At 60.4% G+C, this 25,661-nt stretch carries 20 protein-coding genes; 12 read left to right on the top strand and 8 right to left on the bottom strand.

Annotation, left to right across the window (positions count from 1 at the left end):
- Positions 1-5: 5 nt before the first annotated feature.
- The 3 genes from HZB60_01965 to meaB are packed head-to-tail and all read left to right on the top strand — an operon-like array spanning position 6 to position 2,324.
- Positions 6-1,076, top strand: a complete 1,071-nt coding sequence (locus HZB60_01965; protein MBI5058528.1) for a mannose-1-phosphate guanylyltransferase — start codon at positions 6-8, stop codon at positions 1,074-1,076.
- Between the two features lie 8 nt (positions 1,077-1,084).
- Entirely contained in the window at positions 1,085-1,384 is a 300-nt protein-coding gene (locus HZB60_01970; GenBank protein MBI5058529.1) for a hypothetical protein, read from the top strand.
- Between the two features lie 7 nt (positions 1,385-1,391).
- On the top strand, positions 1,392-2,324 hold the full coding sequence (gene meaB / locus HZB60_01975) for a methylmalonyl Co-A mutase-associated GTPase MeaB (GenBank protein MBI5058530.1): 933 nt from the start codon (positions 1,392-1,394) through the stop codon (positions 2,322-2,324).
- Here meaB and rlmN read toward each other — a convergent pair.
- The gene (rlmN, locus tag HZB60_01980) at positions 2,321-3,373 is read right to left on the bottom strand and encodes a 23S rRNA (adenine(2503)-C(2))-methyltransferase RlmN (protein MBI5058531.1); all 1,053 of its coding nucleotides are present in this window, start codon (positions 3,371-3,373) and stop codon (positions 2,321-2,323) included. The genes meaB and rlmN overlap by 4 nt on opposite strands.
- A gap of 113 nt (positions 3,374-3,486) precedes the next feature.
- Here rlmN and HZB60_01985 point away from each other — a divergent pair, with 113 nt between their 5' ends.
- The 4 genes from HZB60_01985 (at position 3,487) to HZB60_02000 (ending at position 7,012) form a co-directional block, all read left to right on the top strand.
- Positions 3,487-4,470, top strand: a complete 984-nt coding sequence (locus HZB60_01985; GenBank protein ID MBI5058532.1) for an AAA family ATPase — start codon at positions 3,487-3,489, stop codon at positions 4,468-4,470.
- A gap of 2 nt (positions 4,471-4,472) precedes the next feature.
- Entirely contained in the window at positions 4,473-5,309 is an 837-nt protein-coding gene (locus HZB60_01990; GenBank protein MBI5058533.1) for a hypothetical protein, read from the top strand.
- Positions 5,310-5,664: 355 nt separating this feature from the next.
- A complete protein-coding gene (locus HZB60_01995) occupies positions 5,665-6,504 on the top strand; it encodes a DUF58 domain-containing protein (GenBank protein MBI5058534.1) in 840 nt (279 codons plus the stop codon).
- Between the two features lie 259 nt (positions 6,505-6,763).
- A complete protein-coding gene (locus HZB60_02000; protein ID MBI5058535.1) occupies positions 6,764-7,012 on the top strand; it encodes a helix-turn-helix transcriptional regulator in 249 nt (82 codons plus the stop codon).
- A 132-nt stretch (positions 7,013-7,144) separates the two neighbouring features.
- Here the strand turns inward: HZB60_02000 and HZB60_02005 are convergent, their stop codons facing one another.
- Positions 7,145-7,402 carry a hypothetical protein gene (locus HZB60_02005; GenBank protein ID MBI5058536.1) on the bottom strand — a complete coding sequence of 86 codons (258 nt, stop codon included), beginning with the start codon at positions 7,400-7,402 and terminating at the stop codon, positions 7,145-7,147.
- Between the two features lie 459 nt (positions 7,403-7,861).
- On the opposite strand from HZB60_02005, the gene HZB60_02010 reads away from it, so the two are divergent.
- Positions 7,862-9,160 (top strand): hypothetical protein, encoded by a 1,299-nt coding sequence (locus tag HZB60_02010; protein ID MBI5058537.1) that lies wholly within the window; start codon positions 7,862-7,864, stop codon positions 9,158-9,160.
- Entirely contained in the window at positions 9,144-9,965 is an 822-nt protein-coding gene (gene mutM / locus HZB60_02015) for a bifunctional DNA-formamidopyrimidine glycosylase/DNA-(apurinic or apyrimidinic site) lyase (protein ID MBI5058538.1), read from the top strand. The genes HZB60_02010 and mutM overlap by 17 nt, the downstream gene beginning before the upstream one ends.
- Before the next feature lie 144 nt (positions 9,966-10,109).
- Here mutM and HZB60_02020 read toward each other — a convergent pair whose 3' ends face one another.
- Complete coding sequence (locus HZB60_02020) at positions 10,110-13,067, bottom strand: T9SS type A sorting domain-containing protein (GenBank protein ID MBI5058539.1); 2,958 nt, start codon at positions 13,065-13,067, stop codon at positions 10,110-10,112.
- A 20-nt stretch (positions 13,068-13,087) separates the two neighbouring features.
- Complete coding sequence (locus HZB60_02025) at positions 13,088-13,870, bottom strand: hypothetical protein (protein MBI5058540.1); 783 nt, start codon at positions 13,868-13,870, stop codon at positions 13,088-13,090.
- A gap of 434 nt (positions 13,871-14,304) precedes the next feature.
- Here HZB60_02025 and HZB60_02030 point away from each other — a divergent pair, with 434 nt between their 5' ends.
- The 3 genes from HZB60_02030 to HZB60_02040 all read left to right on the top strand — a co-directional run bounded on the left by HZB60_02030 (position 14,305) and on the right by HZB60_02040 (position 19,688).
- Positions 14,305-17,445, top strand: coding sequence for a hypothetical protein (locus tag HZB60_02030; GenBank protein ID MBI5058541.1), 3,141 nt, complete (start codon positions 14,305-14,307; stop codon positions 17,443-17,445).
- 545 nt (positions 17,446-17,990) lie between these two features.
- A complete protein-coding gene (locus HZB60_02035; protein MBI5058542.1) occupies positions 17,991-18,767 on the top strand; it encodes a hypothetical protein in 777 nt (258 codons plus the stop codon).
- 84 nt (positions 18,768-18,851) lie between these two features.
- Positions 18,852-19,688, top strand: a complete 837-nt coding sequence (locus HZB60_02040) for an inositol monophosphatase (GenBank protein MBI5058543.1) — start codon at positions 18,852-18,854, stop codon at positions 19,686-19,688.
- A 78-nt stretch (positions 19,689-19,766) separates the two neighbouring features.
- Here the strand turns inward: HZB60_02040 and HZB60_02045 are convergent, their stop codons facing one another.
- The 4 genes from HZB60_02045 to HZB60_02060 are packed head-to-tail and all read right to left on the bottom strand — an operon-like array spanning position 19,767 to position 25,522.
- Positions 19,767-20,402, bottom strand: coding sequence for a hypothetical protein (locus HZB60_02045; protein ID MBI5058544.1), 636 nt, complete (start codon positions 20,400-20,402; stop codon positions 19,767-19,769).
- A gap of 15 nt (positions 20,403-20,417) precedes the next feature.
- The gene (locus HZB60_02050; GenBank protein MBI5058545.1) at positions 20,418-21,749 is read right to left on the bottom strand and encodes an MFS transporter; all 1,332 of its coding nucleotides are present in this window, start codon (positions 21,747-21,749) and stop codon (positions 20,418-20,420) included.
- A gap of 6 nt (positions 21,750-21,755) precedes the next feature.
- Positions 21,756-24,434 carry a T9SS type A sorting domain-containing protein gene (locus tag HZB60_02055; GenBank protein ID MBI5058546.1) on the bottom strand — a complete coding sequence of 893 codons (2,679 nt, stop codon included), beginning with the start codon at positions 24,432-24,434 and terminating at the stop codon, positions 21,756-21,758.
- Positions 24,435-24,481: 47 nt separating this feature from the next.
- Positions 24,482-25,522 (bottom strand): NAD(P)-dependent oxidoreductase, encoded by a 1,041-nt coding sequence (locus HZB60_02060; GenBank protein MBI5058547.1) that lies wholly within the window; start codon positions 25,520-25,522, stop codon positions 24,482-24,484.
- Positions 25,523-25,661 lie beyond the last annotated feature (139 nt).

Here is a 25,661-nt window from a genome sequence, read left to right on the forward strand (position 1 = left end):
TACTCATGCTGCACGCCGTCATCATGGCTGGTGGAGTTGGGGCCCGCTTCTGGCCCGAGAGCCGCCGCAAACGACCCAAGCAAGTTATCGATCTCTTCGGGGAAGGGCCGATGATTCAGCAGACCATCGATCGCATCGAGTCGCTGATTCCGCCCGAACGACGCTGGGTCGTAACCAATCGCGAGCAGATGGCGTTGATTCGCGAAGTGTCGCCCTCGATCGCCGAGCGAAACTTCATCTTCGACGCGATGGGACGCAACACCGCGCCGGCGATCGGTCTCGCCGCCGTGCGCCTGTTGCACCGCGACCCCGACGCCGTGATGCTGGTGTTCCCGGCAGACCATCGAATCCAGAATATCGCGGAATTCTGCGCCGTGCTCAATACCGCCGCCTCGCTGGTCGATTCCTCCGACTATCTCGTCACCATCGGCATTCAGCCCACTCGGCCGGAGACCGGTTACGGTTACATTCAAGTTGACTACTCCGCCGGACCGATCGTTGATCAAGTATTCAAAGTCAAGACGTTCGCCGAGAAACCGAATCTGCCGACCGCCAAGATGTTTCTCGAAAGCGGCGAGTTCCTCTGGAACAGCGGCATCTTCGTCTGGCGCGCCGATGCCATCATGCGACAGATCGCCGAACATCTCCCCCAGTGGTATAGCGGGCTGCAAGAGATCGCGGCGCACATCGATACGGACCGCGAAGAACAGATGACGTGGGAAATCTTCTCCGCGCTCAAAGGAATCTCGATTGACTACGGTGTCATGGAACGCGCGCCACGCGTCGCCGTGTGCCGGGGTACCTTCGGCTGGAGCGACGTGGGAAGCTGGGATGAAGTCTGGCGATTGATGCCGCATGACCCGCAGGATAACGCCCTGCGGGGCGAAGCAACCTGCGTAGATGCCCGCCAAAACCTCGTGCTTTCCCGCGACCGCATGATCGTGCTCGTTGGCGTCGAAAAAATGGTCGTGGTGGACAGCGGCGACGCGATCCTGATCTGCCCGCGCGAGGCGTCACAACAAGTCCGCGACGCCGTCGATGCGCTCGTCAAAGCCGGCAAAGATGATTACATCTGAGGCGTCCGATGAAGAAAGACAGACTCGTACAATTGCTGAGCGATGTGGTGCGTCAGCTCGGATACAAAGTCCGCACCGAAGACGGCAATTTCCGCGGTGGACAGTGTATCTTCGCCGAGGAGCGCCTGGTATTTCTGAATCGACGAATGTCCTTGGATGACCGCGCCGAACTGCTGGCGCGCGTGCTCGCCTCCGAGAACTGCGACGGACTCTATCTGCTGCCCGAAGTGCGGCGCTTCGTCGAGCAGCGCAAGGCCGCGGAGCTGCTCGAAACGGACGCGGCGGACGCGCCCGGGCCGGCGGAGTGACGCTCCGGTGATGAACGCTGCCGCGGCGCAAGTCGAGCAAATGTTGAGCGGGTCCCGCCTCGCGCTCTCGCGGCTCCTGACCCGCGTTGAAAATGGCGGCGAGGCGGCCGCCGATGTCTTGAAGCAAGTCGCCGCGCGAACCGGGCACGCCCTGCGCATCGGTTTCACCGGTCCGCCCGGAGCGGGTAAGAGTTCGCTCGTTACCGCCTATGTTCGTCACCTCCGGAAGTCCGGCGGAAAGATCGCGGTCCTCGCCGTCGATCCCACCAGCCCGTTTTCCGGCGGTGCACTGCTCGGCGATCGCATCCGCATGACCGCCATCGGCACCGATCCCGGTGTCTTCGTGCGGTCACTCGCCACGCGCGGGGACCTCGGCGGACTCTGTCAGGCTGCCGGAGATATGGCCGACGTGCTGGATGCCTGCCGCTATGATTTCATCCTGATCGAGACCGTCGGTGTCGGTCAGTCAGAACTTGAGATCGTGCAGTATGCGGACACCACCGTGGTCGTGCTGGTTCCCGAGTCCGGCGACTCGATCCAGGGGATGAAAGCCGGGTTGATGGAAATCGCCGATGTCTTCGTCATCAATAAGTCCGATCGGGAAGGCGCCGACCGCTTCGCTGCTGATCTGCGTTCCGCTATGCATCTGAAAGAGCCGAGCGCATGGTCGCCGCCGTTGGTTATGACCGTGGCGACGCGCGAACAGGGCATCGCCGAATTCCACGAACAAGTGCAGGCGCACCTTACATTCCTGCAGGACAGCGGGACCTTCGAGCAACGGCGGCAGGAGCGCGTGCGTCGGCGCGTTCAGCGACTCGTCGAAGAGCGGTTGCTTAACGGATTCTGGTCGTCGGCCCGCCTGCAAGAACTGGAAACGGCGATTCGCAATCGCAAATCGCCGCACGAAATCGTGACATACATGCTGGAGCACGCGCGCTAAACGTCGCCCTGTCGCTCCCAGGCTCGCGCCTTGCTTGGACGAAACGGCTCGTCAGAATAAAGCATGCCGCACGCCGCATGCTTCTCCACCCCGCGGCTTTCGCGCAACGTACAGTCGATTCCCTCATCGACCAGCCACCCCATGAACCGATGTATCGCGTCGTCAGCGGACGGAACGAGATCGCTTCCCGTCGGGTGCAACCGGATCAGATTCACCTTGGCCGGTATATTCCGCAATAGGTGACGCAGATTCGCAGCATCCTCGCGGCGATCATTGAAATCCGCGATCATGATGTACTCAAAGGTGATCGGATGCCGCGTGACGTGGGCCATGCGGCGCAGCGACTTCTGCAAGACGTCCAGCGGGTAGGCGCGATTCACGGGCATCAATTTGCTTCGGCGTTCGTCGGTCGTGCCGTGCAGCGAGATCGCCAGTTTGGCCGGCGGTAGATCGACGATCCAGCGCTCCACCGACGGCACGATCCCAACGGTTGAGACCGTGACTTTGGAAGGCGTGATCGCAAGACCGTCGCGGTCCGTAAGCACGGCGAGCGACTTCACGACCTCGTCGTAGTTGTGTAGCGGCTCGCCCATCCCCATGTAAACGACGTTGGTGATGCGCGTCCGTGAACGCCGCTCCACTTCTACCACCTGCCGCACAATCTCTGCGGCGGTCAGATTACGGAACAGACCCATCTTCGCCGTCGCGCAGAAATGACAGCCCATCGCACACCCAACCTGACTCGAAATGCAGACCGTTTCACCCGGACTGCCGGGCAGATAGACCGATTCAACCCGCAGCCCGTCGTCCAGCTCGAACAAATACTTGACGGTACCATCGTGTGCCTCGACGGCGGTCACAAGCTCGAATTCGCCCACTCGGGCGCACGATTCAAGACGCGAACGCAGCAGCGCCGGCAAGTCAGTCATCTCCGCGAACGAAGTCGCCCGTCGCACGTGCAACCAGTGCTGAAGCTGCCGCCCGCGATAGGCGGGCTCGCCGAGACCGGCAACGAAACTTTCGAGTTCTTCGCGAGTTAAACCCAACAACGCGGGTTTCGTAGGGGAGTTGGCCGGATTCATCTTTCCTGTTCTGTTCGGTACGGACGTTCAATCTATCACTATTTCGCCTTACTTGCAAACCCATTTCCGCAGGAGTTCCCATGGCGGCTGGCAATGATCTTGATGCTCTGAAATCGCTCAAAGATTCGCGCGACCTGATGATGCGAGAAGTCGGAAAGGTCATTGTGGGTCAGCAGGAGACCGTCAATGAACTGCTGATTTCGCTGCTGGCGCGCGGGCATTGCCTGCTCGTGGGTGTGCCGGGGCTGGCAAAGACACTCCTGATTTCCACCTTGTCCCGCGTCCTCGACCTGAAGTTCAGCCGCATCCAGTTCACCCCCGACCTCATGCCGTCCGACATCACGGGAACGGAGATTGCCGAAGAGGATCGCGCCAGCGGAAAGCGCACGTTCAAATTCATCAAAGGCCCGGTGTTCGCCAATATCGTGTTGGCCGATGAAATCAACCGCACGCCGCCCAAAACGCAGGCCGCGCTGTTGCAAGCGATGCAGGAGCACGAGGTCACCGCTGCCGGACAAACCTACAAGCTCGAAGAGCCGTTCTTCGTACTCGCGACGCAGAACCCGATTGAGCAGGAGGGAACCTATCCGCTGCCGGAAGCGCAGCTCGACCGCTTCATGTTCATGCTCTGGATGGACTATCCGTCGCTCGCCGAAGAGCAGACCATCGTCAAGACCACAACTTCCGCGGCCGTGCAAAGCGTCAACAAAGTGCTCGGATCGCAGCAGATTTCTGACCTGCAGGACCTTGTGCGGCGTGTCCCGGTGGCCGACAACGTCGTCGAATTCGCCGTCAAGCTCGTGCGCAAGACGCGACCCAATTCCGCCGACGCGCCGCAATTCATCAAGGACTATGTCAGCTGGGGCTGCGGCCCGCGCGCCTCGCAGTACTTGATTCTCGGCGCCAAGACCCGCGCCGCCCTCGACGGTCGCCCCACCCCCGATATCGCCGACGTGCGCTCTGTCGCGCTGCCGGTTCTGCGCCATCGCCTCGTGTTGAGCTTCAGCGCCGAAGCGGATGGCATCAAAGTCGAGCAGCTGGTGGAGCGGTTACTCCAAAATTGACAATGAAGGCTGTGGCTAATGAAGCGACTTTGCGGCTGTCGTCGGTTATGGACCATCAGTCTCGCACGAACGTTGCAGCGGAGCTAACCTGTCTATTTCGTAATGTCGCCCTTGGTGCGTCAAGGGTCAAAATAGACGCGCGCGATGCTTCAGCAACGGACGCTTCATTTCTCGCGATGATGTGCGCCCTTAGACCGAAGCTCAACGTTCTCGGCGCCACGATTACGCACATTGAGCCGTCCGAAGTCGATCCGCGACCGGGATGGGATATCGAAGCCACCAACGCCGTGGACTTCTTATACTCAGCAGGTCATGATAGTTCAAAGCTGTGGGGTGTTTTCGCACAACCCGACGACTACCTCATCCGCAAAATCGTTGAATTGTATGTGCCATTGTTCGCTGGCGTGTCCGATCTGGTCTACCGCTTTGAATCGACTATTTGGGAACTGATGAACAACGTATTCGCTCATAGTCAGTCGAGCTGCGGCGGCGCAATCGGTGTTCAGTATCGAAACGCTGAACAGGAACTACAATTCTCAATCTGCGACTATGGGATTACTATCCCGGCGCACCTTTCCCGGCTCGCTCAATTTTCGAGCATGACAGATGACGAGTTGCTGCTTGAGAGTTTCAAGATCGGAGTTAGCGCTGGTGATCCCAAGCGGCATTCTGGTCAGGGTCTGCCATTTCTCAAGGAGATGACATCCGAGTTAGGCGGTCGGGTTTACGTATTCTCGCGTAACGGAGTCTATTGCTCTGACATCGAAGAGACTCGAGCATATATGAACGCGGTCGCGTTCCCCGGGACACTGGTCGCGCTCAATTGGCCGTCAAAATGAATCTCCTCGTTAATTCGATCATTGGCGGAACGACTGCGCTCTCGGCCGAGCTCGCTCAGTCGGTGAGGTCAGCATATGGCGATTCGTGGCGAAGGGAACGAGTCGTGCTCGATTTTGCCGGAGTAACTGCAATCAGTCCGTCTTTCTTATCCCACGCCCTCGCTCCGATCCTTGAAGAGACCGCGGGATTGAACGTCGAGCATTATGTAGAGATCGTGAATTTGCCGTCTGATTTCTCATCAGTCTGGAGACTTGTCTGCCAAGCGGCACTGGTCAAATACGGTCGAAAGCCTTAGTAACCTTGTCCACTCCCCACGATTACCTCCGGCCCGAAGTCGTCTCCCGGCTCAAGAACATGCAGCTCCGCGCGCGCATGGTCGTCGAGGGCTTCATCGCGGGCCTGCATAAGTCCCCCTATCACGGCTTCTCCGTCGAGTTCGCCGAACACCGCGCCTACATGCCCGGTGATCCGCTGCGCAATCTCGACTGGAAAGTCTATGCCAAGACTGACCGCTTCTATGTCAAGCAGTACGAAGAGGAAACCAACCTCAAGGCGTACTTGCTGCTCGACATGTCGAACTCGATGAGCTTCGAGACCACGGGCATCACCAAGTTCCAGTACGCGTCGTATCTCGCCGCCTCACTCGCGTTCCTGATGATTCAGCAGCGCGATGCCTGCGGCCTCTGCCTGTACGACGAGCAGATTCGCCACTATCTCCCCCCGCGTTCCGTACATTCCTATTTGAACGTGATGCTGGGTCAGTTGGAGAAGGCGCAGCCGTCCGCGCAAACCGATATCGCCAAGAACCTGCACTCGGTCGCCGAGCGTATCACGCGCCGCGGGCTCATTATCGTGCTGTCCGATCTACTCGATGATCCCGCGCGTGTCCTTTCCGGTCTGCGTCATTTCCGCCATGACGGCCATGAAGTGCTGGTCTTTCATATTCTTGACCCGCGCGAACTTGATTTTGCCTACAGCGGCGATGTCCGCTTCCGCGATCTCGAAACGTCTGAACAGATGCCGACCCAGCCCTGGCATCTCCGCAAAGAGTACCAACAACTGATCGCCGACTTCGTCGAGCGCCTGCGGCGCGGTTGCCGCGAAGACAGCATCGACTACCATGTGCTCAATACCAAGACCGACTTCGGCGAAGCGCTGGTCAAGTATTTGACCAAACGCAAGACCCTGCGCTGAACCCCGGCCTGGCCCAAAGCCCCGATACTCCCTGCCTACCGGCGGGGTATTTTTTTGCTCCATTTCCAGCGATAACTTAAATCGGATTAACTCTATCCGTAATTGTAAGCGATTGTTTAACATCATTATATGCCTTGCCGCCGAACCACCCTTCATGCAGGATAGCTTGCTACTCCGTGTGGGCACGTTCCTTGCTCAACTATATGACAGGACGCCATAATCCAATCACAACTGAATCAAGATAAGTATGGAAACTCCCATGTCCACCACTCCGCTCACCCGTCCGTTCATCCGCCGCAATTCCGGAGATGACGGCGAATTCAACAACGAACGAATCCGCCAGCTGCGTCAGGAACTCAACATGACTCAAGAGAGTTTCGCACACGAAATCGGCGTCACGTTCGCAACCGTTAACCGCTGGGAAAACGGCCGCACTATCCCCAACAAGGTCGCGCAGAAGGTCCTGCGCCTGCTGGAGAAAAAGATGCGCAAAATGAAAAAGACCTGATCGCGGAATTCTGCCGCGAACGAAATACAAAAGGCCGGAACCTCGTGGTTCCGGCCTACCCTATCTGATTATCTTGCCCAGGTCTGATGCGGCGGGTACACGCCCGAGTACCCGGATCGCGCTTGTGCCCGTTTAGTCCGCGCGCTTGATATCGAGTGCCTTACAGAGCTTCTCAAGCTCTGTCTCCGCGCCGTCCTCCAGATCCTTGTGATCCGCGTATTCACGAAGTTGCTTAGCCAACAACTCGATACCGGTCGTGATGAAGCTCATGGCCTTCGGATCCGCTCCGCGCTCAGCCAGAATTTGTGCCGACTTGCCTAACATCGTCATCGCCAAGCTGTACGTCAGAAAAATCCGGCTGTTTTCCATAGTCTCTTCAAACTTGGGCATGCTCATCTCCTTCACAGGTCATGGGTTCGCTTAGGGCTTTTCAACCAATTGATTCCGGTGGACTTGAACCACCCTCGGGCTTTTGCGCGACCGTACTAAATATAGTGCTCACAGCCCCTCTCCGCAAGCACAAAATCGCCTGATTCAACCATAATTGACTGCCCACCATGAAGCGCAGCGAACCTGAATTCGATCAATGGACGGACCAAAATCACGTCCCCTTCCGACCCGCTGATGCACGCGAAATTCATGAGAATTCAAGCTCTCAGAGTCATCGAAAATCCGCGAACTTGTTATGGCAAGGAATCTTGCGCGCCTTTCGATTTCTGCCCGTGACTGGGTCAGCTAAGAAAACCTGATCTCGCACCACGCCTCTTCCTGCCTCGCGACGCGCGCTTGCTCCTTTGCGCGTGATCCGCTATCTTGGGATCATTCTACTGACCCCACCGACCGCCTAAGTTGCCCGCTCCCGCGCCAGTCCGCTTCGAAGCCTACCTGAATTCGCTCGTTAACTACGAGCACACGTTCCCCGTGGGCGGGAATCGCGGAACGCCGAAGCTCGATCCGACGTTCTCCGCCTGTCAGCGCCTCCAACTCCCCCTCGATCTCCCCAACGCCGTTCACATTGCCGGAACCAAGGGCAAAGGCAGTGTCGTTCTACTGCTCGAACAACTGCTCTCGCCCGAGCTGACGACGCTGTCCTGCTCCAGCCCGCATCTGGTCAGCGTGAAAGAACGCGTGCGGCTGAACGGCAATTCGCTCGCCGATGACGTCTGGAATGAAGGAATCGCGGAAATCCGCGAGCAACTGCAGCGGGAACCGGCCGTGACGCTGACTTACTTCGAAATGGTATGGGTATTCTACTTGTGGGTCGCCAGAAAGTTTCATCCGCAGGTACACATTGTTGAAACCGGACTGGGCGGATCGTGGGATGCAACCAACGTGCTCGCGAAATCGCTCGCCGTACTGACACTCGTGGATTACGATCATACCGATATTCTGGGCCACACCCTGACCGAAATCGCAGCGGACAAAAGCGGCATTATCAAACCCGATTCAACGGTAGTCATCGGACGACAGCCGGCCGAAGCGGCCGCGGTCTATGACCGAGCCTGTCGCGATCGCCACGCGCGCGCCTGCTGGCAAGGTCGCCAATTCACGGCGCTGCCGCGCATCGGATGTCACTTCGATTACGCGGACGAATTCGGTGAAATCCCAAACATTAACCTGACTTCGGCGGCGCCGCACTTGCGCGATAACGCCGTACTGGCGATTCGCGTTGCCCGTGAACTCCGTCCGAATCTCCCGCCTGACGAGATCCGCGGCCGCTTGCGCAATGCCGTGTTGCCCGGCCGACAGCAGCTGCTGCCGGGAACGCCCGACGTCTTGCTGGATGTCGCCCACAATCCCATTTCATTCGCCGCGCTGGGCGACACACTCCGGCGCGATCATGCCAACCGTAAGATCGCCGCGGTCGTGGGCATGATGAAGGATAAGGACGCGCTCGCATCGCTGCGACCGCTGGTGGGTGTGGTCGAGGCACTGCGCACCGTGGACCTCGGAACCCCCCGCAGCCTGGCCGCCGGGCAACTGGCCGCCATCGCGTCCGAACTCGGAATTCCCGCCAGGCCTCTGGCGCAACCCGAAGCGTTCCAGTGGCTGCATGAGTCGAGTGGCGCCGAGCTCGGTCTCGTCGCCGGTTCATTCTACCTTGCAGGAGACTACTTGATGTGGAGGGCACGTGCCGGAATTGCCTGAAGTCGAGACTGTCGTGCGGGAGCTCCGGCCCCACGTCGTGGGCGCGCTGATCAAGTCGGCGAAGTTCGCCATTCCCCGTCAGCTGCTGCCGCAAACGCCCGCGCTGGTGTCACGCCGCATCCGTGGTCGAAAAATCGTCGCCGTCAACCGTCGCGGCAAGTACATTCTGCTCAAGCTCGATCACGGGACACTGGTCCTGCACCTGCGCATGTCCGGCCGTCTCTACGTCCGTGAAGGCGGATCGGCACTCGATCATGAACGGGCCTGGATTGAACTGCAACCCGGCGCGCGAACACTGGCTTTTCGCGACGTGCGCACGCTCGGTACAATCCAGTATTATCCCGACGATGCCGAGATTCCCGCACTCCGTGCCCTCGGCTGGGAACCGTTGGACACCACCGTCGCGCCCGGCGAACTGCGAGATCGACTGCGCTCGCGCAGTATGGCCATTAAGCCCGTGCTGCTCGATCAATCGATCTGGGCCGGCATCGGCAATATCTACGCCTCCGACTCGCTCTGGGTCGCGGAGATTGACCCGCGCGTTCCGGCCAACCGGCTCTCGCTTCGACAATGCGAACGCCTGACCAAGTCGGTTCCCGCCGTGCTCACACGCGCGCTGGGGCAGGGGGGAAGCACGCTGCGTGACTTCATGAGTCCCGATGGCATGGAAGGCTCTTATCAAAAGCACTTCCGGGTTTATGATCGGGAAGGCGAGCCCTGTTCTCGTTGTCATGGCACGATCCGCCGGATCGTACAAGCCCAGCGTTCGACCTATTTCTGTCCCGGCTGTCAGAACCGACGATAGCGCCGCTCGACCCGCATGATCTTCTTCAGCAACACACAAACCCCGCCTCATGGAGACGGGGTTTTGACTATGCTCACCTCCGTTCACGGAGGGGGGGCGCTCGTCTGACGTCGAGCGGCAGGTCCTGGCGCCGCCGGAATCGGACTACTTCATCAGCATCAGCTTAACGGCCGGCGAAACTTCGTGCTCGCTCTTCAACCGGGCGAAGTAGATGCCGGACGATACCTGCGGGTTCCATTGATACGCCCCGGACCCCGTCAGCGTGTGCGTTTCGACCAGCCGGCCCAGCACATCGAAGAATTGCAGGCTCGCGAGCTGGCGTTCCGGGACGGCATACACCAACGAGGTCACGCTGTTGAACGGATTCGGGTAAACCGCTTGGACTGCGAGCTGCTCCGGTACCGTTGCCCGTCTGACTTCCCCGGGCGCGTCCAGCAAGGGCCCTGCCCATTCATACAGTGACGTGAGCAACTCCTCAACTGGAGCCGAGCCGGTCGCCATCCCTGAAACCGCCTCGATTCCGAATCCAAAAAGCAGGCCATTCCCGCTGCCAAATTCCAGGATCGCACCCGGGCCGTTCGGTGTTCGACTGTAGCGCCCCACCAGCCGAGAATCTCCGGTCGGCGTCAACGCGCTCACTTGCCGCTGATTTGCCGCCCCGCGCGAACCGGTAATCAGATACCAGGCTCCGATCGGCAGCGGCGTGTCCCAAACCGTCACCGCATTGCTCAACAGACTGTCGGTCGTAATCTCCACTCCCAACACCCGGGTCGCAAAATCACTCCCCGCCAAATCGTCAACGATATTCTGCCCGGAAAGCACGACCTTGTTACCCGCGGTCATGAACTGCTCAAGACGATCCTGGTCCTCCTCCGTGATAATCGAGCCGGACTGGTTGCCCGAGAGCCAGACCACCATTCCTGTCAACGGAAAGAACTCCGGACCGACTGCATGATCCCCCGTCGGCTCCACACGCTCGAACACACGCCCTTGCGCCCGGATCGCATCCACCACGAAGTGCTCGACATTCGTATTCGGGTCATCGCTCACAATCAGGATATGCGGTCGGCCGATCGTGAACTCGAAGGCGTGATCAAACGTCACCGCCCCGCCATTCGCCGTGATGTGAATGGTTAGCTCCAGCCACCGATCCGCTCCGCCCGGCGCGATCTGCAACAACACTGTGGCCAGCGCTTGCTGCGCCCCGGCCGGCAACACGGGAATCGTCTGGCTGCCGTTCACAATGGTCACGCTCTCGTCGGCCGTCATGACCTGCACGTCCACGTTCTCCGCCGGCGGCGGATAGAGCGGCGCGGCATTCGCCAGCGTGAAATTCAGCGCAACCGTTTCCCCCTGCTCCATATACCGGTTGCCGTTGCCGATACTGCCGCCGCTGCCGTCCGCCACGTAACTCAGCTCCCGGATCTCAAACTGCGGCCGGTCGCCGGGACCAATGCCGTGAATCCCAAATGAATTGTAGATCAGCGTGCTGTGCGGCGTTCCATTGGCGAGATTCCCATCGTCGTCGTCCGTCTCCAGCACCGAAATCAAATAGTCCAGAAACGTCTCCGCAAGCCCGTAACGCGCGAAATGCGCCAGCGCATCCGTAAACTCCAATCCCATCGCCGCCCGGATTCGCCATAGCGCGCCCGACACAAACCGGCTGTCCGCGTGCACCTCGCCCTGCCAATTCTGCGGAAAAACGAGATCATTCTCCAAGTCCCGAAACGCGCTGTATGGGTTATTCGGCAGCAGATATTCGCCCATCAAGGGATCGCCGTTGATCGAACAGGCGATATAGTCCGACCACGCTTCGTTCAACGCGCCCGGCTGATCGATGTACGGCAGCATTCCGTCCGGGTAGATTCCGTCCGTCACCCCGTGCGTATATTCATGATAGATCACGTCGCTGAACATTGCGAAATTCTGATAAGTGCTCCCCGAACCGTAATACGTCCCGTAACCGTTCCAAAACGCGTTGTCGTATCCACTGCCCACATTCGCCACCGCCGGCATGGGGTAGTCCAAAGCGTCAAACGCCGAATCAAGCACCTTGTACCAGTCGTGAATCAGGGTCGTGTGATAAAACAGGTTCAGTTCGGGCGCCGCCGCCTCACCCGTGCTCCACTGCAGGTTCGTCGGAGCGTACGGCGGACTCAAATTCCGGTGCAGATCTCCCGGGGGCGCGTCCTCATTCTCCGCCGCCACGTACGGTCCGTGCAGCCGGGCCGAGATCCACTCCGGACTGGGCCGGTCAATCGAGTACCCGCCGTCCATGTCCGTGATCGTGGAAGCGCTGTCAACGTAAACCGTCGAATGCGCGAATCCCGCGAATTGCACCGGACTCTGAATGTACGGCTGCCAATACGGCCCGGTCACCGTCCCGCTCACCGTCTCCTCGGCAATGCCCGGCCATTCCAGCAGGATCTCCCCGCTGACCGCGCTGACAATCCCCTCCCATCGTTCTTCCGGCAGAGTCCCGGCGATCCGCACCCAATACACCGGAATCAAGTCGCGCCGCTCGTCGTCCGGAAACCACGCCGCAGAACTCCGCTCTACCACCCAGCCCCGCTCGCCGGAGAACCGCGGGAATTGCTCCGCACAACTTGCCATATCCAACAGGTGTTTGTCGCGAACCGGAAAACTGGCATGTGAGCGCAACCCCCAGCGCATGATTTCCCCGCGCTGATTCAGCGTCGCATCCGCTCGTCCGCAGATCACCGGCAGCCCGGCACGCTGCTCTCCGTAGTGAATCCGCCGTAGCGAACCGACTACCCGATCTGATGCGACGACGAACTCGGCGTCGTCGCCGCCCGCCTGCTTCAGCATCGCGATCACCGTCTCCGCGCTGCCATCCCCGGCGGCTACCGGCGTTCCGATCGCCACGACCGGCCCGTGCAACAGCGTGCTCCCCAGCAATTGCCATCCGGCAAACGGGGTCCCGGTTGGCGCATCCCGCAACTCCCACGCGTGCAACCCCTCCAGCTCACGCGTAGCCGGCCACGTCAGTCCCGTCGCAATCGCGGCACTCGTGGTCAAGAGGACTGCGGCAATCGCGCAGCTTGCGGCCGCTATCAACCTGTTTCGCATTGTCAGTTTCATCTGCGGTGTCCTGCATTCCGTCAAAAGTACGCAAACAATGACAAACGAATGTCCGTCATGTCCGCCTCAACCCGAACCCGGTGCATCGGCCCCAACCAGTCACTCGGATCGACAGGTCGGATCACGCTCCAACTGTAGAAATGATGGCGAACTTCGAATCGTGCGCCGATCCCGTTCGCCCCGGCCTTCGCTCCCACTCCGATATCCGCCACGTTTCCCACATCGTCGCTGCGCGTCAGCACGAGCCGGTCGAACGGCACGTCAATCGCCGCACCGCCGCCCGCCACCGCAAACGGAACAATGCCGCGCCAGGTGACCGGATACACCGCCAGATTCGCCAATGTCTGGAATCCCCGCTGAAATCCGGAGCTGCCACTCGGCCCCGTGTAAATCGCGTCGAGTTCAAATCCAAACCATCGCGCTGCCGACATCCCGCAGATCACGCTGACTTGCCCGATGCTCTCCCGGTCGTAATCCGTTCCGGCCGTGGTCTGAAAGGCCAGCCCCCCGGCCAACTCAATCTGTTTCGGCCGCGGACGAAATAATATGCGCTGTCGCACCACCTGCTCAGGTTGAGCGTACCAGATGCTCCGGATTTCGTCCTTGGTGTACACCTGCAACGGCGGCTGAAGCAACGTGCGATACTCCCAGTCGGTCATCGTGATGCTCATGGAATCCAGACGCAAGATCGCTCCCTGCACCGTTCTGCCGTCCCGTAGCACCACATAATCGACCGCCCAGACCGTTTCCGGAGCAAGGCCAATCAGCAACATGAGCATTAGTCCGCACCTGCCCGCCGCCATTATTACCTCCCGCCGCTAAATGCCGACTGCATCGTCTTAACACCTGCCAAGTTAACCAATTATTCGGATAGAATCCAGCCCGCCGGGACGCCTGACCGCCCGCGGCTGAGCGCTCTTTCGCAGAATCTGCCGAGACGTGCTGCTCCGCCCAAGCGGGTCAAATACGCTCGGACTGAACCATACTGCTTCGTTCTCACAAGAGGACCGCTCTCTCTCCCGGCCCGCCGCTATGTCTAAATACTTTCGGAACCAAGTGGTTAGCTTCTCAAGTTCGACTTGAATTCTCGTTTGTACATTGGTATATTGAAGCCTAAGGCAACTGTTACTCAGCCCGCCCCGATTCCGGCGATCCCAGCGCGGATGGTTCGATCTGAAAGTCGCCAAATGACGGGGACTTATGTTCGTAATTGCTCGCGAAAACTCGAGGACTGATTGTGCGTCTGACTCGACTTCGACTTAACGGATCTACCCAACTGATCCCAGGCTCGGTTATTGATGTTCACCTGCCGGCTGCCAACACGGTCGTGATCCACGGCGGTAACAGCTCGGGCAAATCCCTCATCACGACCGCTCTATCTGCACTGTTCGGTCCGCCCGAACAACGCGATGGGCTGACTGAAGCTCTCGCGGCGGCCGGTGCTACCTTGCTCCAGGTCGAGCTGTCCCAAGAAAGCTGGTCCGCTCAGGCCGCCCTCGATTTCACCAACGGGGATCGCCAGATCATATGGGTAAAGCGAACCGCCGGTTGGAGTTCCATCGCGATGGCCGCTGCGGGTCCGGATCGCGAAGCCGAGCCGGGGTTGGCTACTGTCTTGCAGCCCCACCTTGTCATGTCTGGCCGGCTCGCTCTAACCTTGGATGGAGCACTCTGGGACCAACTCCGACTCATCGTTCGCGCCCCGTCGGAGCGCGAGCTGGCTACCTGGACCGCGCGGTTGGTTGCCTTGACCGGCGAAACGGGCAGCGAGGGCAAGCTGGCCGGCTGCCTCCTTGCGGTCACTTCCGCCGAACAGCGGCTCCGCCACGTCGAGGCACTGCAATCCGAACTCGATCGCGAACGTAATCGACAGAACGAGCAGACGCTTCATTTGGCCGACCTGATTGCTACCGGCGAAATGCTCAAGGCCGAGCACGAAGAACTTCGCAAGATCTGCCAGCTCGCCGATCGCGCGCAGCGGGTTCACACCTGGATCGAGGAAATCCGGGAATCTGTCCGTACCATCGAAGAGGCACGGGAGCGCGCGCTGCAGCTGCACGCCAGCTTGCACCATCTCGAACGAAAATTCGCCTCCGTTCCACCCAATCTCCCGGATTTGGTCCAGGGCTATGTCGCCGCCCGGGATCTGGAACGCGAGCTGCGAAGTCAGCTCGATGTCATCGAAAATGACCGGCGGCTCGCACACAGCGCCGTCGAGACCGCCACACATGAGCTGGCGGCGCTCAAGGTACCCGATGTGCGCCAGCAAGAGGCTGAAGAGCGAAATCTGCGCACTGAAATTGAACAGATCGACGAACGCCTGATCGCCCTGCAGCGGGGCCGGATCGAGTTGATTCGGCAACAGGACGGCCTTGCCAACCAGATTGCGCACGACTTCGCCGACCTTGCGCCGCTCAATGAAGACCAACGACTGCATCTCTTGCAGTATGTCGATCTGAAACTGTCCTCCACCGCTCAGGCCGCACTGGCCGATGCTGTTGCGGCTGACGATGAGCGCCGCCGGGATACCCGCCGCCGCGAAATCAAAGCCGGGCTGGTCCGGGACTTCGCGGGGTACGATCGGCTGCCCCCGACGACTCCCGATCTGCTCGGCGAACTGTCCGACCGGCGCCGCATTCTGGCCACGCTGAACGCCGATGCCGAACAACTCGCCAAGCGCCGCGAACTGGCGACCGCGACGATCAAGCCGACGGTGCGCATCACCTGGGCCGTCGCCGTCGCCGCGATCGGATTCGCTATCGGAACCGCCGCCGCTGGTTGGGATATCGGGCTGTTTGCCGCCGTGATCGCCAGTGGCCTCACGCTCGTCGCGCGCAAATTCCTCCATCGCGACGCGGAATCAAAACTGGATTCCATCGTCGGCGCGCAGGCGATGTCCGAGGCCAGGCTCAAGGAAACCCGGGATCGCATCGCGCGCCTCGAAGAACTATTATCTCCGCTCGCGGGATTCGGGCACCTCGATGAGGCGCTCACGAAGTATCAGGGCTACCTCACCGCCGTAGCGGAACTTGCCGAGCTCGACCGGCCCGATGGCGAGATCGAACTGCGAAAGGTTCGCGCCTTCCAAAAACAGCTCGCCGAGCTCGAACAACGCCTCCCCGCCGCGGTCACGGCGATGGAACCCCGGCAGGTCCGCGGCTCCCTCGAACAGTTGCAGGAACTCCAACTGCGCTACGCCCAACTGCACGACGCACTCCGCGAGTATAGCGAAGGCGGCACGCACGGCGTCGAAATCGTGGAATTGGAAGCCCGACTTGCCGCGCTTAAGACGAGTCTGGCGGCGACACAGGCTTATATCGCCGAGCAGACGGCTGAATACGAGGCGTTGCGCGCCGCGCTTACGGCGCGGATCCGCGACCTCGAGCAATCGGCCATGCAGCAAAGCTCCGTCCGCCGCATCACTGATGAACTCGCGGTGGTCGAAAAACGTCTCGATCAATTGACCGCCGCCTCCGGTGAACTACTCGCCACCGGTGACCCCGAATCGCTCAACCTCGAATGGAACGCGCTGGCGTCGCAGCGAGACGAAATCAAGCGACTCGACGCCGAAATCAGTCGCCTCCCGGCGCTCGACGAATTGCGCGCCCGCGAAGCGCTGCTCGCGGAAGAATTTGACGACGTGAGAGCACGGCTCGCTCAACTCGAACCGCTGTACCTGTTGCAGGGATCGGTCGCCGACTACGCCGCGAAATATGCTCGCCAGCTGAAGACTGCCGCCGAATCCATTGACGTGAATGACGTCGCCATCGGCGCAACGCAGGACGAATTGCAGAAGCTCGGCGTCGAGCAGGTCGCGGCCGCCCTGGCCGCCGAGCCGTCCCTGGATTCCCTCCGCTTCGAGCTCGCCGAACGCCGATCGGAGCTGGATTCCGTACAGCGTGAAGTCCAGACCGCCCAAGGCCTGGCCGATACCGTGCGTACGGAGCTGGCCGAGCTCGATCGCCGATTCGTGTCAGAACTGCAACAGTTGATCTCCGCACGGATCGCGCAGCTCACCGATGGCGCGTTTGCGGGTGCGACCCTGACGAGCGGAGAACTCAACCTGGTGCTGCCCGACGGGTCCACGCGAAACGTGGCACGCCTGTCGGACGGAGTCGCCGATCTGGTATGGTGCGCGGTTCGGCTCGCCCTGCTCGAACGACTGCACGGCGTCGAGGATGCCCCGGTGATCTGGGACGAACCGTTTGCCCGCATCGATGAGCGGCGAATTACCCGTCTGCGGGAGGCCATCCAACGCATCGCCGCCGGTCGTCAAGTCGTGCTTCTCACTCGCGATTCTCGCTTGCAGTCCTGGGGCGCCACCACCATGCTCGACGATCGCGCCGAACAGCCGGTCCCGGTGACCGCTCAAGTGTAGTCCCCGCGACATCGATCTTTCCAACGCCCGGTTGCCACCGGGCGTTTGCATTTTCCGAAAACCGTATGCGATCTGCCGGACTCGGAGCCGACGACGGACAAGACCAGCGACACGCGCAAGGCCGCAATGGGCTTGTTGCCGAAATCGGAATCCGCCGAGCGGGGACTGTGTCCCCGCCGGAATTGGCGGCAATCAAACTCCGGTGTGCTTCAATCGGCATCAAATGCCTCAGATTCCGGCCGCGCGGGGACGCACGGCTCGGCGAGCGCCTTTCAGCAACAAGGCCGCAATGGGTTGCGAATTCCGCCGCGCGATCGCAACGAACGGGGCGGGAACAATGCCACGGTTTCGGTCCCGCATTTGCATTTCAAGCTAACGGAATTCCGCGGACTCGCCGGATCCCGTACGACTCCGCGCTGGGCGGCGAGCCGCCGCCCGCGATGCGACCGATAGCGATAGTGAATGGAATTGCATGACCTAAGAATTGCCGTTGCCTGCCCAACACTGAGAATTTGCAAATTACCGATGACTGGAGTGCGTGAACTATGATGAGATTCAGCCACATGCCCGCGAAGTCCGCCGCCCGCGATGTCGATAAATCACCACACGACCTGGAACTCGCCACCGTCGAGCTGGCGTTCCTCGGCTCGCTCCTCCCGGGCATCATCCATAACATGGCCACGCCGCTCTCCGGCGTGCTCGGCGCGACGCAGTTGCTCGAACATCGGGCCGAACAAATTCAGCACCTGATCGACAACGGCCGCGATGCCGCCACCGAGCGCCGCGATCTGGCCGCCCAGCTCGAACGCAACAGAACCAATGTCGAGATCCTCAGTCGTAATGCTCAACACCTCGCCAATATTCTGCACTCCCTCGTTCAGCGAATCAATAACACCAGCGGCGTTTCGCCGGACTTCTACCCGTTGAATGACCTCATCGAAAGTGAAGTGCGCTTCCTTGACAGCAATTTGCAATTCAAGCATCGCGTCAAGAAAGAACTCGACTTGCACCCCGACCTGCCGTCCGTCTCATTCGTGTACGGTCAGCTCGCGGCCCTGATTGACGAATTCGCGTGTTACGCGATCACGCGTCAGGATCCCAAGGCCGGAATGCTGACGATGAAGTTCAAGACCGGACTGAGCAACGAGCGGATAGAACTCTCGATCGAAGTCACATCGCTGCACCCGCTCGTGGAGGTGCCCGGTTCGGAACTGCTCGAGACTTACCTCGCCCGCTTCAATAGTCACGACTGGCAGGCCTCCGTCATCGATGAGCCGACGCGCCTTGAACTCCGGCTGGCGTGCCAGACCGCCGCGAGTTGATTCCGGCAAATAGTCTTCGTATCTTGTCGCCTGTCGCGGGTCCCGAGCGACCGGACCCGCGACGGATGCTCCAATTTCCCACCCGTGAACGAACACGTCATTGCCCACGCGAAATCCCTCGCTCCCGAATTGCACCTCGCCGCGCGCGCCGCGGAGATTGGCGGTCGCATTCTGCTCCAATACTGGCAGCAGCTTAGCGAATCCCAAATTCACGAAAAGGCCAAAGGCGATCTGGTCACCGCCGCCGATCTCGCCGTCGAACGCGCCGTGACCGAATTCCTGCACCGCGAAACGCCCGAAATCGCCATCGTAGCGGAAGAGGGCACGGAGGTTGGCGGCAGCGGTGCGGTCTGGTATGTCGATCCGCTCGATGGCACCACGAATTTCGTCCAGCGCTTCCCCGTCTTTGCCGTGAGCATCGGACTGGCCGCCAGCGGCGATCAATCGCACGCCGATCTGCTCTGCGGAATCGTGTTCAATCCCGTCAGCAGTGACTGCTTCTATGCCGCGAAAGGTCGCGGCAGCTACCGCAACGGCAAGCGGCTGCGCGCCACCGCCAAGCGCCGGCTGTCCGACGGCATGATCGCCACCGGATTTCCGCGCCGCTACCACGACGAGCTGCCGGTGTATCTGCGCGAGTTCGCCGCGCTGTTCCCGCACTGCCGCGCCATCCGCCGCGCCGGCTCCGCCGCGCTGGACCTCTGTTGGACCGCACAAGCCCTATTCGACGGCTTCTGGGAACACCATCTCGCGCCGTGGGATATTGCCGCCGGCGCGATGATCGTGGAAGAGGCGGGAGGCATTTGCTCCGATTTCGACGGAGGCCGTGCCTTCCTGCACAGCGGCGATATCATCGGAGCAGGACCCGATATTCACCCTGAATTCCTGCGACGAATCCAAGCCGCGCGCAAATCGCCGTGATCCCCGTTGGGCCGACCTGGAATCATCAAAACGCCACCGAATCGGTGGCGTTTTTCAAGAATCCGGCGAAGCTGCAAGCTACTTCATCGGCCACTCCGTCTCCGTGAAGTAGTCTGAGTCATGCGTGGCCCGCAGCCGCGTCCGCGCACCCGGTGCATGCGGCGGCTCGAATTCGTAGATCCCGGGCCGCAGCTCTTCATCGACCAGCACCCGCGGTGCATCAGACCGCAGTTCGAGTCGCACGTGACCCGGCTTGCGTACGTACAACGTAATCTGCTGTCCGGAGAGCAGCGCAACGGGCGGCAGCGACTTGGCCACCGAATCCGCGTCCCGCGTCGGCGTGGCCGAGATTACGACAGGGAAAATCGACTCGCTGCTTTGCGTCAACGATGAGATCTTGTAAAAATAGCTGACGCTCTCGCGGACTTCCGTGTCGTTATAAGAATAGTCCGCACTGTCCGTTCGCGAGTTGCTCGAAATCTCGGTCAGTACCGCGAAATTGCCCACCTCCTCGTATCCGCGATAGACTCGGAACTTCACGAGGGCCGGCGATTGCGTATCCAGGCTCCAGTTCAATCGAACGGCGCCGTTGGCGGCATGGGCGGAGAACAGCGACAACATCGAAGACAAGTCGGCGCTCTCCGCACCGGATTGTGCCGGACAGACTGAAACCGCACACCCCAGCATCATCAAAACCAGTAACCGTCGGACCATGGATGCTCCTCAAATTCAGACCTGAAACGCCGCCGCCTGTCGCCGACCCAGTTCCGGCCGCAACGGCCAGAGAATAACCAGCCCGATCACGAAAAAGACGATCAGTGAAAACACGCCCGCCCGCAGACTCCCCGTTAAGTATACGGCCGCGCCGAAGATCAATGGACCGACTGCGCTCGCGAACCGACCGGAGATGCCGAAAAAACTGAAAAACTCCGCCGAACGGTTGGCCGGAATCAACTCCGCTTGCAGTGATCGCGAGGCCGCTTGCGAGCCACCCATGACCGTCGCGGCAATCGCACCCACCAGCCAGTATTCCGTCAGCGCGTCCCCGAAAACTCCGAGCTGCCACGCCCACAACACGACCACTAACCATCCCGCGAGACTCAGAATTACCGTGCGCTTGCTGCCGAATTTGTCCGCCAGATAGCCGAAGATGAGCGAACCCACCAGCGCCACGCCCTGAATCATCAAGAAGAACGCGATCAACTCCGGCGTTGACATGTGCAGCTCCTGACTGCCGAAGATTGACGCCATCACGATCACGGTTTCTACACCGTCATTGTAAAACAAGTACGCGAAAAAGAACCGCGTGAATTGGGGCAGCTCGCGCAACTGGCGGATGACCTGCCGCAGGTCGCGAATCGCGGCGGGGAGCGTTTCCCGCAAGCGCCGCCGCACGAGCGGAGTAGCGGAAACCGGAATCCGCAATACCGGAATCGAAAACACCGCCCACCACACGGCCACGCTCACAAAACAGTGATGCACCGTCAACGAGTGTTCCGGAAGCCCGAGTAGCTGCGGCTGCTGGAGCATCACCAGATTGATGGCCAGCAACAGCCCGCCGCCGAGATAGCCCCAGGCCCAGCCGATGCCCGAGACCTTGCCGAAGTCGGCCGGATCGGCGAGGTCGTGGAGCATCGCGTTGTAAAACACATTGCCCCCGGCAAATCCGATCTGCCCGAACAGAAAGAGCAAACCGCCCCACAACCAGTTGCCCTCGTGAACCGTAAAGAGCAACAGCGTGGCGAGGATTCCCAAGCCCGCGTGCAGTCCAAGCAAGCGTCGCTTCAAACCACTGATGTCCGCCAACGCGCCCAACAGCGGCGAGAGTACGGCCGTGATCACCATCGCGGCGGAAACAAACCAGGAGAACAGCGTCGCGCCCGGCACGCGGCGACCGAACAACTCGACACCGGTATCACCGCCCGCGACCACACCCGCATAGTATGCACTGAAGATCACCGCGAGGATTGTCGTCGCAAACGCGGAATTGGCGAAATCGTAGGTCGCCCACGCCCAGACGGTGCCGGGATTGCCGCGACGAAATTCAAAGAGCCAGCGCAATCGCGACTACCGAATGAGTTGAATGGTCCGCGACACCGCGCGGCGGTCCGACATCAGTCGCACCCAGTAAGTGCCGCTGGCCACCTCGTGCGCGGCGCGCCCGGCATTCCACTGCAGCGTGACGCGTTGGCCGTTGCCGTGGCCCCGGTACAATTCCGCCACACGCTGACCCAGTGTGTTGAATACATCCAGCGTGACCACGCGACCGTTGGCCGGGGCGACAAAGGAGATTGTCGTCGAAGGGTTGAAGGGATTCGGATAATTCGGTGCAAGCCAAAGTTCCGTGGCGATTGCGCGCGGGACGGGAGCCTCGACTCCATTCGTCTCGAACCAATCAAGCATGCGGCCCATCAGCTCGGCTCGTGTGGTCGAGCTATTGATCCCCGAAATCGCCTCGAAGCCAAACCCAAGGAAGATCGAGGACCCGCCGGATTCGGGATGAAACGCCACCCCGGCTACCTGATGATCATCGCCCTGATATTGCAAGAATGGCAAGGCGCCGGCAATCGGATAGACCGAAGCCGGACTCGTTTGATTGTTCGCTCCCTGATTACCGACCAGATACAGAGTCACATCGTCACCGATGCCACTGCCGGCAATGCCGGACACGTTACGATTATCCGTGTCGTTGTTCCGCGTCGAGCAGCCCATGGCCGTCGCGAGAAATGTCGATCCCGGACCGAGGTCGTCCGTGATATTCTGCCCGGTCAGAAGCACGCTGCCGCCGGAGTTCAGATATTCCACAATCACCGACTCGTCCCACGGCTGAAGTGTGGTCAGACTGTCGTTTCCGGTGAACCAGGCCACGATCGGCAACCCGACCAATGAGGAGATCAAGCCGCCGCGTCGGTCCCAGCAGCGCGAGATGTAACCGAGATCGGAGAATGCTTGATTGAAATAGGTCTCGTAGGCGAGCCCGTCATCGTCATCCACCAGCAATATATCTGCTCTCACCAGTGAGTAGTTCGCCTGCTGGTCGGGGGGTTGCGGATTCAATTCCGCCTGTAGCGACTCGACGCGGTATCGTAGCGGCGGACTTAGCTCCATCCGGTTGACCCCCGACAACAGCCGCCGATCGCCCGTCGCGTACGGACCGTTGGCGGGAACATCAAACTCGGTCCAAACCGAGTCCGGATAGGATTCGTGAAAGACCCGTGCATGCCCGGTCACGTCGGCGCCCGGGTCGATCGGGTCAGAAATCAGACCACTCAGCCGTATGCCGTGCCGAATATCGATCCACGCCGTCAGTGTGTCGTTCGCCGGAACGCTGTCCCCTACGGCTGTCAGGGCAAAGTGGATCGACGTCAACGGAAGCAGTGCGTCGTCGTCAGGCACGATCCATAGTTGCGCGAAATCCAATACCGTGTCCGCACCCGTCGCCAGATTCACGGTGGCGAAATCGTTGAAATTCGGGGCGACCGCCGTGACCGTTCCTGTGAGCGCCTGACGGCCCGAGTTCACAACTCGCAGTGACACCGGGAGCGGGTCGCCGGCCAGGAAGGGCAGAGTCTGCGACGGGGAGAGCAGCCCGGTGATCGCGAGATCCGTGCGCGGCTGCTGATTGATCACGCGCTCCATACCCATCCATCCCATATACGCGCTCACCCACGAATGATCGTTCGCGGGTGAGTAACCGGTGCGGCCCGGATAGATCCCGCCGTCAGCATCGGTGTCCAGTCCAATCAGCGAGTCGCCGATGTAAACGGCATTATTCCAATACGTAGAATCGCCTGTCAGCTCAAAACAGCGATGCTGCGCGTTGGCATACCACGCATTAAAGGAGTGATTCCACTGCCCGTTGGACTCCCAGACCTGCAACTCGTCGCCGTACTCCGCCAGCCAGATCGCGCCGCTATCGGGATAAGCGCGAAACAGCGTTTCGCTGAGTCCCCACATCGCCGTTCCGCCGCTCAGCGCCCAGGATTCGGAACGCATGCGCACCGGAGACGTCTGCAGCCAGCTGCGCAGGGTGCGACCGCGAGTGATGCAGTGCGTGAGCCAGTCCTGCCGGCCGCGATACTCGGCGTGATAGTACATCCCGCCCAGTCCCAGCGCCTCGGCATAACCGTTCACCAACTCCGTGTTCCAATTCAACTGGTGACCAGTCATCCAGGCTGCGCAACTATCCGCATACCAATTCCAACTGGTATCGCCGTAGGCCGCGCGATACTTGCGGACGGCCTCGAAACCCCAACCGATATTATGTGCCGAATAATATGGCGCGCCGCCGTCACCCTCATGCCACGCCGGAAAGCGCCCGCAATAGCCCTGCGCGCGCTGAATGTTCTCATGAAAGCGGGCCGTGTCGCCGGTCCACAACGCGTACTGTGACCAGACCCGGATCGCTTCCTGAGTATTGTCCGTTTCGATGATATTCTGATCGCCGCCGCTCTCGCCCTCGATCATGCCGCCGTTGTTGTTCCCGGCTCCGGTGAACTGCATCCCGTCGAGGAACTGACAGAGCAGATCGTAGTGGTAGAAGTAGGCGAGGTCGTCGAGCGGCAGGCGACCGCCCCGACGGTCAAGCGGCGAGCGCGGAATCGCCTCGTGCGCGGGACGAGCCGCCTGCTCCGCGCGAATCTGTTCGTAGGTCCAGGCCGGAGTCGCCTCGGCGGAGCTGATCCCCCCGCAAACCGCCGCGACAAACAGCACCCATGACCACCGTCGGGAGTGGGATTTCAGCATATCGGTTGCCCGGATCTGATTCACGCGCGCCGCCGCACGTTCACTGCCTACATGAATCGCTTGAAGAACTTCAGGATGCCTTGATTCCAGGCGATCCGGTGGGTAATCCCCGAACCGGCCGGAATCTCGCCCTTGTGAGCGAGATACCACTGGTAGCTCCGAATCAACGCCTGAGCGTTCGAGTACTGTGGTTTCCAGCCCAATTTCTGTTCGGCCTTTTCAATCGAGACAAAGCTGTCCTGATCGGCGGTGCCATACACCCACTTGTACAGGGGAGAGAGACCCAGCGCCTCAAACGTCTTGAGCGCCAGCTTCACGGGTCCGGCCGGAGTGCCCCAGGGCCGCGCACCGTTCCCTGCAAAATCGCACATGGCCCCCATGTCTTCGCGAACCGTCATGAACTCCTTCGCGCCGACATTGAACGTGTCGTTCGCCACCTGTGCATCCACGGTAGCGCCCAGATACAGGGCGTCGGCCAGGTCGTCCACTTCCAGCAGCTGATAGCGGTTCCGGCCATTGCCGATCATCGGAATGCGCTTGCCGCTCTCGACCCAATCATAGAGAATCTGGAACACGCCAAGCCGATGGGTGCCAATGAAGGTCTTGGGTCGGATCACACACACGCAGAGCCGGTCGCGGTAACTTCCGCAGACCGCTTCGGCCAGAATCTTGCTCTCCCCGTACGGCCCGACCCCTTGCACTTGATCGGTCTCGAACAGCGGGTGGTGATCGGGAATTCCATACACCGCCGTCGATGACACGAACACGACCCGCTTCACGCCGCAGGTCCGGGCCGCCTCAAGTACGTTGCGAGTGCCTTCCACATTGATGTCAAAGATGTCCTTGGGCTTCCATAACGGAAGTGCCGCCGCGCCGTGGACAATCGCGTCAACCCTCCGTTCTTTCAGAATCTTCTCCAGGCCGGGCCGGTCCCGCACATCGTGCTTGACGTACACCGTTCCCGCCGGGAACTCGTGCGCCTCGAACTCGGCGATATCCGTACAGATGACCTCCCACCCGTTCCGGGCGAAGCAATGTGCGACATGGAGGCCCAGAAATCCGGCGCCTCCGGTGATCAGTACCCTCACTCTAACTCAACCTCGTTTTAATGTGAACTGAAATGTGATAGGTCGATGAGGCATGCGCAGAATACGCTGAATCTGCGATGCCAGCATCCCGCCAATGGCCAGCAGGTTTGCAGGCTCGCAAGGCTATTGAATTATTTCA

The organism is candidate division KSB1 bacterium, assembly GCA_016214895.1.
Taxonomy (GTDB): Bacteria; Electryoneota; RPQS01; order RPQS01; family RPQS01; genus JACRMR01.